The organism is Candidatus Symbiopectobacterium sp. 'North America' (assembly GCF_015762685.1).
Classification (GTDB): Bacteria; Pseudomonadota; Gammaproteobacteria; order Enterobacterales; family Enterobacteriaceae; genus Symbiopectobacterium.
In genome coordinates this window covers 1-12,880 of record NZ_PEHF01000059.1, presented here as the reverse complement: position 1 = coordinate 12,880, position 12,880 = coordinate 1, and the positions used below count along the sequence as shown (strand labels likewise).

Below are 12,880 nucleotides of genomic sequence, written 5' to 3'. Positions count from 1 at the left end.
TAATGTTATGTTATAACGTATTTGGCGTGTGGCTTGCGCACCTTGCTGTGGATGTTGAATGGATTACACAGCGTGGAGATAGAACAACATGAGGAGCCTGAATGAACGATTCAACTCAGCCTATTGATGAACAAACGCTGCTTGCCATGTCAGAAGCAGACTATATGAATAGCGCTCAGCGGGATTTTTTCCGTAGGCGGTTGGAAATGGAGCGGCAGACTATTCTGGCGCACATTGGGGAACTGAAGGGAGAGATCTATCGCTACGATAACAGTGGTGATGATGTCGACAAAGCGGCGCATGAAGAAGAACTACGCATGTTGTTCAGACAAATCGACAGAGAAAGTCGTCTGCTGCCAAAGGTCGATGATGCGTTGCGCCGTATCGAAATGGGAGATTATGGCTATTGTATTGAAACCGGAGAGCCCATTGGCCTGCGCCGGTTGCTGCTGCGCCCAACGGCGGAACGCAGTATTGATGCCAAACAGACGCAAGAACAGCGTGAGCCCCAGTATCGCAAGGTGAAATAACCTGCCCGCAGTTGGCACTGTATGCTATTACGCTGTTTGCCCACCTTGATAACGCATGGCGTATGCCTGTCTTCCTTAAATCGGCCTTGCATCTGTCGCCGATAACACGTGCAATACACACCACGACACACCTTGCCCTGACGCAGCGTTGGGGCAAATCTCTATAAAAGACGCAAGGATAGCGCAAATTCCCGCAAAGAAGTGTTCTCTGTTGCAGGCGGGTTGTGGCAGAAAAAATAGTGAATTATTCGATTACTACAGTGAATTATCACGATGTGATACCTTTAGTTTAGCTAAATCTAGTTATAAGAAAAAATTAATCAGTGACTTGTTTTACATTTTTTCTATGCTCGGCTCTCTAAGCTGGTCTCAGTGACAAGGTCTGCGGCTCTCGCCAATGTGAAAGAACGTCAGATCCATCGCGTGCTGAACCGGATTGATGGTGATGAAAACGCGGACGATATTCAATGGTTAAAAAAACAATGTCAGCCAATAAATCGATAGATATGTATGCCGTTCAGGTTTTTGTGACCGTGGCGGAAGAGGGAAGCATGACAGCGGCCGCTTCCCGGTTAGGGCTGACGCCATCAGCTGTGTCGCAAACCATTCGCCAGTTGGAAGATGATTTTGGCGTGATGTTGGTTAACCGCACACGCCGTCCGTTTGTGCTGACGCCCTATGGCATTGCACTGAAAAATCGCGGTGAGGTGCTGACGCAGGAAATTGCCAACCTGAAAGCACAAGTGCTGGAAGCGGGTAAGGGTATCAAACCGGACCTGCGTATCGGCCTGGTGGATTCTTTTGCGATCACCTGCGGATCGGTATTTACCAAACGCTTATTGAGCAGCTCGTCGCAGTTGTTAATCAGAACCGGGCTGAGCCCCCAACAAGGTGAAGCACTGATTCGGCGTGAACTGGATCTCATCGTGACCAGCGATCCGCTGATGGACAGCGACAGCGTGGTGCGTTATCGCCTGTTCTCTGAAGGCTATTTCATTATCACGCCTCCGGATTATCGTAAACGTATCAGGACGATTGAAGATCTTCGCGAGCTTTCGGTCACCATGCCTCTGGTACGTTTTAACCGCAACTCTCAGATTGGCATGCAGATTGAGCGTTATCTGCGCCGGATTGATATCCGTGTACCTAATCAGCTTGAGTTTGATAATGCGGATACCCTGACGGCCATGGTTGCCGCAGGTTTGGGATGGGCGGTGACCACACCGATCAGCTTTTTACAATCGGAAGCGTATTCCCGCCAGGTGCTGACCCATATGCCTGAACAGCTGAACATGAAGCGCTCGTTGTATATTTTGGCACATCGTGATGAATACAGCGCCTTTGTTCAGGAGGCCTGTGACGTGACGCGTGAAATTATCGAAACGGTATTTATTCCTAAACTGGAAAGCCTGCATCGCGGTATTGAAAAATTGGTTTCAATCAATGCCGATGAAACATCGGAATAAGGACAACGAATTTCAGTAAAAAACCAAAAGTAATGAAATAGCGCCAGGCGCTATTACCGAAAAATAAAATACGCATCTCTGATGTGGTGCGTTGTATACCCTGAATAATGTGCTGAATTGGTAAAGTGACCAGAGTAACGTCTTTAGCTCGCTCATCACAGCATTCGCAACACGTTAATATTAGTCGATATTGAGAAATATCGTGCGGCCTTTTATTGGCCGATGAATCCATGGACCCTATTTGTAAGCAGCGTGAACCGGTGGGTCAACAATAAAAACGGTTCATGAATTAAAAAAAGGAATAGTGACTATGTCAAATAACATCCGTATTGAAGAAGATCTGTTGGGTACCCGTGAAGTTTCCTCCGATGCCTACTACGGTATTCATACGTTGCGTGCCATCGAGAACTTTTATATCAGTAATCATAAAATCAGTGATATTCCTGAATTTGTGCGCGCGATGGTGATGGTTAAAAAAGCGGCTGCCCTAGCAAACCGTGAATTGAAAACTATTCCTCGCCCGATCGCCGATACCATTATCCGCGCCTGCGATGAAGTATTGAACAACGGCAAATGCATGGACCAGTTCCCGGTTGATGTCTATCAGGGCGGCGCGGGCACCTCGGTGAACATGAACACCAACGAAGTGCTGGCCAACATTGGTCTGGAACTGATGGGCTATAACAAAGGCGAATACCAGTACCTCAACCCCAACGATCATCTGAACAAGTGCCAGTCCACCAACGATGCCTATCCCACCGGCTTTCGTATTGCGGTGTACAGTTCCATCCTGAAACTGGTTGAAGCCATTACTCAGTTGGCGGATGGCTTCGAGCACAAGGCCAAAGAATTTGAAACCATCCTGAAGATGGGACGCACCCAGCTACAGGACGCGGTGCCGATGACGCTGGGTCAGGAATTCCATGCTTTCTACGTACTGTTGAAAGAAGAGAACAAAAACCTGCTGCGCACCGCAGAGCTGCTGCTGGAAGTGAATCTGGGTGCGACGGCCATCGGCACGCGACTGAATACGCCGGATGAGTACCAGCATCTTGCGGTACAACGCCTGGCGGAAGTAAGCGGCCTACCGTGCGTACCGGCCGAGGATTTGATCGAAGCCACCTCCGACTGCGGCGCTTACGTGATGGTGCATGGTGCGCTGAAACGTCTGGCGGTGAAGATGTCGAAAATCTGTAACGACCTGCGCCTGCTCTCTTCCGGTCCGCGCGCTGGCCTCAATGAAATCAACCTGCCGGAATTGCAGGCAGGCTCGTCCATCATGCCAGCCAAGGTCAATCCGGTGGTACCGGAAGTGGTCAATCAGGTGTGCTTCAAGGTGATCGGCAACGACACCTGCGTCACCATGGCGTCTGAAGCGGGTCAGTTGCAGCTCAATGTGATGGAACCGGTCATCGGTCAGGCGATGTTCGAGTCTATCCAGATCCTCACCAACGCCTGCTACAACCTGCTGGAAAAATGCGTCAACGGCATCACCGCCAACAAAGCCGTTTGTGAAGCTTATGTCTTCAATTCCATCGGTATTGTCACCTACCTCAACCCGTTTATTGGTCACCACAATGGCGACATTGTCGGCAAGATTTGCGCCGAAACTGGTAAGAGCGTGCGTGAAGTGGTGCTGGAGCGTGGCTTGCTGACCGAAAGTGAACTGGATGACGTTTTCTCCACGCAAAACCTGATGCATCCGGCCTACAAAGCAAAGCGTTATACCGACGAAAACGCCTAACTCTCCGATTGATTAACCGCAGGCACAGGTTAGCCCTGTGCCTGATGTCTACTCATAAAAAAAGATAATAACAACAATACCATCGCACGACTTTTAACCATCGTTAAGGAGCATTGTATGCTTGTCGTGGAACTCTTTGTCGTTCTGCTTGCCATTTATCTAGGATCGCGTCTTGGTAGCATCGGTATAGGCTTTGCCGGTGGGTTAGGGGTGCTGGTGCTGACGCTTGGTCTCCATATCAAACCGGGAGCCATCCCGTTTGATGTGATCGAAATCATTATGGCGGTCATTGCTGCCATCACCGCCATGCAGGTAGCGGGGGGCATGGATTATCTGGTCAGTCTGGCGGAAAAACTGTTACGCCGTCAGCCTAAATATGTCACCTTCCTTGCGCCTCTGGTCACCTACTTTATGACGCTGCTGGCGGGCACCGGGCATACCGCCTTTTCAACGTTGCCAGTGATTGCGGAAGTGGCGAAAGAGCAGGGGATTCGTCCGTCGCGTCCTCTCTCCATCGCCGTTGTCGCCTCTCAGGTGGCGATCACCGCTTCGCCGATTTCTGCGGCGGTAGTTTTTGCCGCTGGTATTCTGGAACCGCACGGTGTCAGTTATCTGATGCTGCTGGGAATATGCATCCCCACCACGCTTGCTGCCGTGCTGTTGACGGCGGTTGTCACCAACTTTCTGGGTAAAGAGCTGAAAGATGATGAAGTCTATCAACAGCGGCTTAAAAATGGCGAAGTGTCGGTGCGTGCCGCCAGTACGTTGGAGATCAAGCCGGGGGCGAAACTGTCGGTGTTGCTGTTCCTGCTTGGGATTGTTGCCGTTGTGGGTTACGCCACGGCAATCAGCGATACGGTGAAGTTGATTGCTAACCCGGTGTTGCCGTGTAACGAAGCTATTGTCGTGTTCATGCTGACCATCGCTACGCTCATTGCCATCACCTGTAAAATTGATACCAGCAAAGTACTTTCTGCCAGCACCTTTAAATCGGGTATGAGTGCTTGCGTGTGCGTCATGGGCGTCGCCTGGTTGGGGGATACCTTTGTCAAAGCGCACATCAATGATATCCAGAGCACTGCGGGTGCACTGCTGCAAAGCTATCACTGGATGGTGGCCGTTGTGCTGTTCTTTGCGTCGATGCTGCTCTATTCTCAGGCGGCGACAGCGAAGGCATTACTGCCTGCCACGCTGGTGCTTGGCGTTTCCTCAGTCACGCTAGTAGCCTCTTTTGCTGCGGTATTGGCGCTGTTTGTTCTGCCAACTTACCCCACCTTGCTGGCGGCGGTGGAAATGGACGATACCGGCTCGACCCGCATCGGCAAATATGTTTTTAACCATGCGTTTCTGGTGCCAGGGGTGTTAACGATTACGCTTTCCGTTGTATTCGGTTTTGTGGTCGGTAATATCGTGCTGTAACGGAAAATGCCCGGCAACCGCTGATGTTGCTGCCCGAAAGAGGAGGTATACTGCTCGGCAGTGTACCTCCTTTTTTATTGAACCTGTTTTCCTAAACCCGTTTTTATAAACCAGAGTGACCGCGTGATGAATCTGATAAATCGCACCCTGTATTGCACCGTTTTTTCCAGCCTGCTAATGACTGGAAACCTTCAGGCAGCCAACTGGCAGGATACACTGTCCAGTGGTGCCAGCCAGCTTGGGCAAAACGGTAGCTCAACCACCAATTTAGCCGGTTTGCTCGGCGGTGGCACGCAGGCATTGAGTGCGGGCAGCATGGGCAATGCCGCAGGCATTTTACAGTACTGCATCAAGCAGAAGCTGGTATCTGCTACTAATACTGAAAATATCAAAGATAAATTGCTCGATAAGCTAGGGCTGAACAGCACGGAAAAACAGAAACAAACGGATTACACCCAGGGAATGGCTGGGATGTTGCAGACCAAGGATGGACAGGCGCTAAACCTCAACAATATTGGTAGCACGCCGTTGGCCGAAAAAGTCAAAACCAAAGCCTGCGATCTGGTGCTTAAGCAAGGGATGGCCTTTCTTTCCTGAAGGTGTGGCCCGTGAAGGTCACACTGTTGGGCTAGAAGATCGTGATAAACATTGTGCCTTGCGGCAGACGCTCGTCTGCCGTTATTGGTAACTGATCACCACTACTTTGACCGTTTCGCTTAAGGACAGGGGGGCAATATAGCCTACGCCTTGGGGCAACGCGTGTTGTTGCGTTAGCTTGGTGAGGGTGTGCTATTGTCCTTGCCGAAAACACTGCGCCGTCACCTGCTGTGATTGCGTTGAAATATCACAAAGGGGTTCAACAATGGTGCCAACAATATGAATAACGCCGATGTTGATGGTTGAAGAGGCAATCGCGGTAGGCAGTGAAAAACCCGCCCATGACAGAAGTGCGCCATACAGAAGCAATGCTCTCATGATGATATTTCCAAACAACCCTACGTATATTAAACAACGGACTCTTCAGAAATAACTTTAAGACATTTATTAAAATGTTAGAGATTTGCTAATAAAATATTTTTATTTTGTTTTTTTTCATGCGATGTGTTTTGTGGCATTAGTCACCAATGCGTCGTTTTTCTGTCATTGACCGGTTCAGGTGCGCTAGCGCGCACTGTTCAGAGATAACTAAGTTTGAAGTGTGCCGTTGCCGTGTAGTCGCCGGATCGCAGCGTATCTTCTGCCGTTTTCTCAATCCGTGCTGAAAAAGAGAGAAGATTATCGCCAACCTGCAAGGGGATCCACGCTGAGTTGTTGTTGATGGTAACGAGGCTATTGCCGTAATAAATCACAATCGCCACGCCTTTGGCTCCCGAACTGCTATCCAGTGCCAGGCGGCCGGGAAGGTGCGTGTCTTCGGTGCCTAAAAACTGAATGGCGACATTTTGAAAGGTGTCGGTATTGCATTCAGTAAAACCTAAGGTGAAGGTGTGCCAGTCCCCATACTGCTGAGTTTGCAGTGTGCGTGTAGAGGTTTCACCCATTTCAACAATAATCTCAGTATTGTCCTGAAAGTGACAGGGGGAACTGACCACCTGTACATGGAAAGTCACGGTAGCATCAGTCAGGTTGGACGGTACATCCCCCCATGCCATGCCATGACTGACGCCAACGCGGATAGGCAGAATGCAGACAGAGGTGCTAGCCGAATAGCGTGGATGTTCATTTTGTTCCTCTTGATAAAACGTGGCCGCAAACGTGCAGCATCGGTCAATAATAGTTAAAGCGCAGAATGATATTTTTCTCCGTATCACCGATAACCGCGGGGCCTGAGGCATACAAACGCGCGGTGTAAGCGCGTTCAACTACGCCATTTGCTGAGGCCAGCTGGCTGATAAACGGAATAAACTGGTTGAACGTCACATTGCTTGCGGTCTGCTGCTCTTCAATTTTCAGCGTCGAGCCGTTCCCCATATCCATCCCATCAAGGCCGACCAGTGCATTTCCCTGTGCCGCCGCATCGAAATTAACGTTCAAATTAAACCCTTTTCCGCAATCTTCCCCCCCGTCCGTTGAGGTGTTAATGCGAAATACTGACTGGGCTACAACACCGGCATTGGCATCATTCCATGACCTTATCGTGCCAAAATCGACGTAGCTGTCGTGGAAAACGGTGATCCCCGCGGAGCACTGCATCACTTCGATACCGTGTAAGTTTGAGAGCGTAAGGCCGTAGTTACTGTCCGGTTTATTATTGATCCCCCCACGCCATCAATCTGAAAGACCTTTAATCTATCAACGCCAGCGGTAGAGTCAGTAATATTCCCGGTTTTTTCCAGATAGAGTTGTACCGTCACGTTTAGCATGGTGGGATTGGCGGGCGGAAGGGTTTCGGACGGCCCCGGGGCGATCCAGCTTCCGGTGGAGATGCGTGAAGCGCTAGTACCGCCATTGGTGATAATACCGAGGTCCTGGCCGTTATAGATAATCCCGATACCGATACCTTCACCAATGACTTTCCCTTCAGGGTTAGGGTAGAAGTAAGACATTTCACCGTTATTTTCCACAATTTTATAAGACCAGCAGGCCAGGTTGCGGGTATAATTTTGCGACGTCCACAGGCGACTACCTACTGGCAAGGTGGCGGAAATTTTTAATGTTCCTACGTTTTCGTAGTAGTTTACCGGACCTGTCGTGGTGCCTAAACTGCACTCTAGCGCATTAGCGTCGAATGAGAATGTGCTGAGCAGAAGCAAACCTCCGCTTAAAATAAGTGCACGGAGGTTATTGGTGGGTAGAAAAGGCATATGCCAGTCCTCTGTTTATAGCTTTCGAATTAAGCGGGGTATCATCGGTGAATAATGCACAGACGACGTTCATTACTAACAACATCACAACGTGACAGGCTGACACCGGTTTTGTGTACAGGTAAAAGGCAATTCAATATGACCACCGAAGTCGTTAACGTAATACAGGAAAAATTGATTCGCCCTGTTGTCCGTTACGTCTACATCAATACTGCCTCTCGGAGAAACCATAAAAGCATTGCCTGCCAACAGGCGCGTCGGGTTCTGATGCGTATTTTTGGACTGCTGTAAAATATTGCTGACCGTGATGTAATAGGGCGTAGGATTCTCAATCCTGAGTTGTTTGCCGGACTTGGTAATTCTCAGTTTGTTTTGCCAGACTTCACCTTTTGCCGGGGTGATCTGTTGCGGGCGGAAAAAAACTTTTATTTCCGACTGAATTGCAATTTGCAATACGTTCGCTTTTTCTGGTTTTGGGGGGATTTCCCGCACATTTAAATAAAACAGCGACTCTCTGTCCTTCGGTAAATGCGCCAATTGGCCGATTTTTACCAGACTGATCAAACTGTGTCCTTTGGGCTCGATACGTTGTAATGCCGGAAGCACTAATAATGGTGTAGAAATCTTGTTGCGATTCTCATCCGTTAACCAGGATTGTGCCAGAAAAGGATTCTCTACATTCTGGTTCGAGAGCATTACCGTAGTTGATTGCTCATTTTCGTTAAAAATCACCCTGGTGCGATCAAGGTTAATAGCACTGTTAGCGATGGGCGCTGCCAGCATCGTGCTGATAAACAACCCTATGATACGAAAGGGGGAAAATATCTTCATGTTTGTTCTCCAAAAAACGCAAATGAATAGCTGTGCTTGTTTTATTTGCAGGGCAGTAATAATTGATCTAAATAACTGAGGGTGCTCGGTAATGTTACCTGACACTGGGCTTTACCCTCCCAAAAAACAGAGAGTGTTTCATTCTCAGAGACGCCGGTGATATAGGCTTGACCTTGATCGGATACCATAGCGACATCGCGGCCTTTGCTGTTTTTAACGCGAGCGGCGAAGGGGGGCGATTTGCCATTTTCCAACATAATGCTGGCGAGAATTTTCGCGCCGCTGACTAAGGTGAATTTTCTGTAGCCAATGGCTCCTTCGGTGAGCGTGCCTTGCACTACGTTGGTGGTTGCTTCGACATTTTTTGGCAATTTTTGCACATCGATGCGCGTGGACACGTCATAATAGCTACTGGTATTGGCGATGACCGCCAGTCCAGCTCGGTTAGTGGTGACTCGGCTTTGGGCAAAGGGCACATCGGGCTGCCCGTTCGTATCCACCATGATACGGGTTCCGCCATTGTTCCCCTTCGGATGCGCAGCAACACCGTGTTGGGTTGCCGTGATCCCGCCGCGCAATGAACCACTCAGGAAGGTGTAGCGATTTTGCTGCCAGGCCGCGCTGACGCTGGCATCGGTGGTCGAGGCCAGGTAGTTGTAATTTCCGCTAAGGTAGGTGTTTTCCTGGTCGTTATAGCGCGTGCTCATATTCCAGTTACTGTCCGGCGCACGGTTGTTGGTGTACGTCAGGGTTTGGTTTACATCGCTGTTGAAACTGCCTGCGCTATAACTCACGCGTTCTTTGTCCCGTAAAGGGATCGAAAGGCTCAGATAAATACTGTCATCAGTACGCTGGTTATACGTGGTTTTATAAGCAGAAAGGTTGGCGGAAATACCTTTTATTTCTCCGAAATCAAAATATTTATTTAACGAAACGCCATAGCGGTCCTGCTCAGCAGCATTCCAAAATGTGCTGTGGGTATAGGTTAGGTAGGTGGACATACCACTCAGCAGGGATTTGGTATTCTCTGAGGAAAAGTTTTTTGATACCGTTATGCTATAGCGCTTTTTTTCACTGTACAGTGCGTTGTCATAATTCAGTGCTGACAAGAACTGCGGCATGCTCATAAACGTTCTTTCAGAAAAACGATAGCCAGCAAAGCTGACCTGACTCTCGATGCTGTCAAAGAATTTTGACCAGTTCAGAGAAAAAGAGTGTCCCATCAGCCTCGAGGGTGCTTGTTCCAGCGTGGTGCGTGACTGTGTGACATCCGCCGTGAGTGCGCCCAGCAAATAGAGGTTTTTCCCCACGCCTGCTGCCCAGGATTGATAGCTGTCAGAAAGCAGCGTACCGCCGTACACTGACCAGGAACTGCTCAGACCCCATGAGGCCTCTGCGGAAGAGAACGCCGGACCCTCGAAATGGTGATCGTTATTCGATGGCCGCCCGGCTGACAGTTTGTATTGCACATGGCCCGGTCGCGTCAGGTAGGGCAGGTTGGCGGCTTCCGTTTGAAAACGTGAAACCGAGCCATCTTCCTCTGTGACTTCAACATTCAGCGTGCCGCTGATACCGCTTCTTAGGCTCTGGATCGCGAAAGGACCGGCCGGTACGGTGGTCTCATGAATTACGCGCCCATTCTGGGTGACGGTGACGCGGGCGTTGGAACGAGCAACCCCGCGAATTTCAGGCGCATAGCCACGCATTGCCGGTGGCAGCATGTTTTCGTTGTTTTCTAACGCAATCCCGGTAAAGCGATAGCTATCGAACAGGTTACTGCCCGAAAACATTTCGCCCAGCCGCAAGTCCGCGGATATCATCGGCAGTGGGCGGTATGCGTAAAATTGATCCCAAAAGAACTGATCGCGTTCGGTTGTTCGAGATTGCTGCCGGAAATAGCGATAGTCAGCGCGATATCGCCAGGCTCCCAGGTTGAAGCCTGCCGTACCATAGCTGCTCAGATAACGATCTGAGCCCATATTATTGATATTACGCCGCGCCGTACCGACCAGATTATAGTCTAGCAATGCACCATTGATGCCCTCATCCCATTGTTCAGGTGGTGTCCAATTGGTGTCACTGTACCGTAGCCAGGCTTGTGGAATGGTGATATCCAAATCGCCCATCCCGATACGATTAGATATTTTTACGCCAGAAATCGGCGTTAGATCGGCACATTCATTGTTGTTCCATAAAACGATCATGCGACTGGCTTCTTTTGTTAAGGCCAGTTTGTTAGCAATTTCAGGTGTGATACAGGCTGTCGGTTTGTTATTATTTGGCCCCGACGGCAGAAATTGTACCTTACTTTGCTGAATTTTTCGGGCATTGATTCTGATGGACAGCAGGTATTCCCCCGGCGTGACATAATCCGGATCGGAAAAGTGGCTGAGATCGATTTTTTGACGCTCATCCACATCCAACACGTTAATATTAAATTCTGTTGCATGCAACGCTGAAACACTCAACGAAAAAATAGAAATGCCAAAACGTAATAGAATCCGCTTCTTTTCTCTGCTGAACAGTATTCTTAACATAATCGTTAGACCGGTAATTTGATAAGACATGCGAAATATCAGTGATAAGAAATTGTGAAGTTGATAATGGAGTAAAACTCACCGACGGTTATCTGGTCCATACTGGCAATAAGTTTTACAGCAAAGCGAAGCGTATTATCACCCTCAATTAATTGAAAGTCGCTGCCTTCACTACCCTAAGGAATAGGTGTATTTGTCTCTGTCAAAAGTTGTAATGCAATACCAGACGCTTCACCAGAAACAGCCCATAATTGTGGGTTTTGTTGACTCTTTTGACCGAAAAAAGTAATTTTTGCACTGCTTCCTGCTTTATTGATATCTTTTTCTGCCACGAGGGATCAGACTAACAGTTTTATTTCAATCATTCTCTTTGCTGAGAATGAGGGGATCAGAGAACTGGTATTGATCTGTCCAAAATCAATGCGTTGATAAATAGATTCATTATAGAGAAAACAAGGGGTTGCCGTAATGCTGCCCCCAAAAGTCACATCACCTCTTTGCTCATCCCATTCGGCATGGGAATAAACAGGGACGTAAAATAGAATGAAATAAATCACACGGTATAAAAAAATCTTTTCACCCTATTTCTCCACAATGACATTGTTTAAAGCGGCGTCCGTGCCATTGTTTCCCTAATTACTTACCGTTACTGATAAGACACAACAAAGTTTGCTGTACTGGTAAATTCACCGGTAGTGATATCAACAGCGGTGCCAGATTGCGGCGTAGGGAGCTTCTCTACATAGGTAGAGAAAGAGAACGTATTATCACCGTTTGACAGCGGGGAAGCATTGACTACCGGAGTGACACCATCAAACTTGATCTTGCTTCCAGAATATTTAACGGCAATACCAGTACCAGATGCAGCGCCGTTCAATGCCAGTAATTCACTGTTGGTGCCCGCAGCGGTACCACCATTAAAAACGATTTTTGCCGTTGTGGCTGTATCAAGGCTGCAATCTTTTAATACAATATCAAAGGATTTAATGTCAGAAATGCCACCATTCTCCAAAACAGCTTTGCTGATTTTACCAAACTCTACGGTCTGATGTAAATCATCCTGATCGACAAAGCATGGCGTATCAATGATTGTTCCATTAAATGTCACAGTGCCATTATGTGTGTCGGCAGCATTGGCGCTAAGAATAAAAGTCATGGCGATGGCTGAGGCCAGTGCGGCTTTAGTTAATTTCATAAGTTATTTCCATACCTTGTTAATATGTTTGGGTTTAACGAACACAATAATAAATCACGTTGTCAGAAAAACCGTTTGTGCAGCAAAGCTAAAATGACGGTACCAATAATAGGGTTAGTTCTTTGATAAGTACAACATAATAACTATTTTAGTTAAATATAGATAGTGTTCTTGTAAGTATCCTGGTAAATCGAACCATTCACTTTTAGAGATCTTCTGACATACTGATTATGTCCTGTTGAGGAGATCGCCATGCGTAAAGCCCGGTTCACCGAACACCAGATCATCGCCGTTTTGAAGTCTGTTGAAGCTGGACGTACCGTCAAAGACGTTTGCCGCGAAGCGGGAATATCT

At 48.3% G+C, this 12,880-nt stretch carries 14 protein-coding genes; 6 read left to right on the top strand and 8 right to left on the bottom strand.

Translation table 11 applies throughout. The features are described 5' to 3' along the window. The first annotated feature begins 101 nt into the window (after positions 1–101). The 5 genes from CS369_RS13280 to CS369_RS13260 all read left to right on the top strand — a co-directional run bounded on the left by CS369_RS13280 (position 102) and on the right by CS369_RS13260 (position 5,756). Positions 102–530: a TraR/DksA C4-type zinc finger protein gene (locus CS369_RS13280; RefSeq protein WP_244664993.1), complete on the top strand. Its 429-nt coding sequence runs from the start codon at positions 102–104 to the stop codon at positions 528–530. 467 nt (positions 531–997) lie between these two features. Beyond that, positions 998–1,996, top strand: a complete 999-nt coding sequence (locus CS369_RS13275) for a LysR family transcriptional regulator (protein ID WP_196907465.1) — start codon at positions 998–1,000, stop codon at positions 1,994–1,996. Positions 1,997–2,306: 310 nt separating this feature from the next. Continuing rightward, the gene (gene aspA, locus CS369_RS13270; RefSeq protein WP_196907464.1) at positions 2,307–3,740 is read left to right on the top strand and encodes an aspartate ammonia-lyase; all 1,434 of its coding nucleotides are present in this window, start codon (positions 2,307–2,309) and stop codon (positions 3,738–3,740) included. Between the two features lie 117 nt (positions 3,741–3,857). Beyond that, positions 3,858–5,159, top strand: coding sequence for an anaerobic C4-dicarboxylate transporter (locus CS369_RS13265; RefSeq protein ID WP_196907463.1), 1,302 nt, complete (start codon positions 3,858–3,860; stop codon positions 5,157–5,159). Positions 5,160–5,285: 126 nt separating this feature from the next. Further along, positions 5,286–5,756, top strand: a complete 471-nt coding sequence (locus tag CS369_RS13260) for a DUF2501 domain-containing protein (protein WP_196907505.1) — start codon at positions 5,286–5,288, stop codon at positions 5,754–5,756. A 192-nt stretch (positions 5,757–5,948) separates the two neighbouring features. Here CS369_RS13260 and CS369_RS13255 read toward each other — a convergent pair whose 3' ends face one another. From CS369_RS13255 to CS369_RS13225, 8 genes are all read right to left on the bottom strand, one after another. Then, entirely contained in the window at positions 5,949–6,134 is a 186-nt protein-coding gene (locus CS369_RS13255; protein ID WP_196907462.1) for a hypothetical protein, read from the bottom strand. 200 nt (positions 6,135–6,334) lie between these two features. Continuing rightward, complete coding sequence (locus CS369_RS13250) at positions 6,335–6,811, bottom strand: fimbrial protein (RefSeq protein WP_196907461.1); 477 nt, start codon at positions 6,809–6,811, stop codon at positions 6,335–6,337. A gap of 115 nt (positions 6,812–6,926) precedes the next feature. Further along, the gene (locus tag CS369_RS23685; protein WP_244664992.1) at positions 6,927–7,355 is read right to left on the bottom strand and encodes a hypothetical protein; all 429 of its coding nucleotides are present in this window, start codon (positions 7,353–7,355) and stop codon (positions 6,927–6,929) included. Further along, positions 7,352–7,912 carry a hypothetical protein gene (locus tag CS369_RS23680; RefSeq protein WP_244664991.1) on the bottom strand — a complete coding sequence of 187 codons (561 nt, stop codon included), beginning with the start codon at positions 7,910–7,912 and terminating at the stop codon, positions 7,352–7,354. The genes CS369_RS23685 and CS369_RS23680 overlap by 4 nt, the downstream gene beginning before the upstream one ends. A gap of 135 nt (positions 7,913–8,047) precedes the next feature. Further along, positions 8,048–8,899 (bottom strand): molecular chaperone, encoded by an 852-nt coding sequence (locus tag CS369_RS13240; protein WP_244664990.1) that lies wholly within the window; start codon positions 8,897–8,899, stop codon positions 8,048–8,050. Next, complete coding sequence (locus CS369_RS13235) at positions 8,836–11,331, bottom strand: fimbria/pilus outer membrane usher protein (RefSeq protein WP_196907460.1); 2,496 nt, start codon at positions 11,329–11,331, stop codon at positions 8,836–8,838. Before CS369_RS13235 ends, CS369_RS13240 begins: the two co-directional genes overlap by 64 nt. Before the next feature lie 176 nt (positions 11,332–11,507). Next, entirely contained in the window at positions 11,508–11,663 is a 156-nt protein-coding gene (locus tag CS369_RS13230; protein ID WP_196907459.1) for a hypothetical protein, read from the bottom strand. A 314-nt stretch (positions 11,664–11,977) separates the two neighbouring features. Beyond that, on the bottom strand, positions 11,978–12,526 hold the full coding sequence (locus CS369_RS13225) for a fimbrial protein (protein WP_196907458.1): 549 nt from the start codon (positions 12,524–12,526) through the stop codon (positions 11,978–11,980). Positions 12,527–12,778: 252 nt separating this feature from the next. Between CS369_RS13225 and CS369_RS13220 the strand changes: the two genes are divergently transcribed. After that, on the top strand, positions 12,779–12,880 hold a 102-nt coding region (locus tag CS369_RS13220; protein ID WP_139594303.1), incomplete at its 3' end, for a transposase.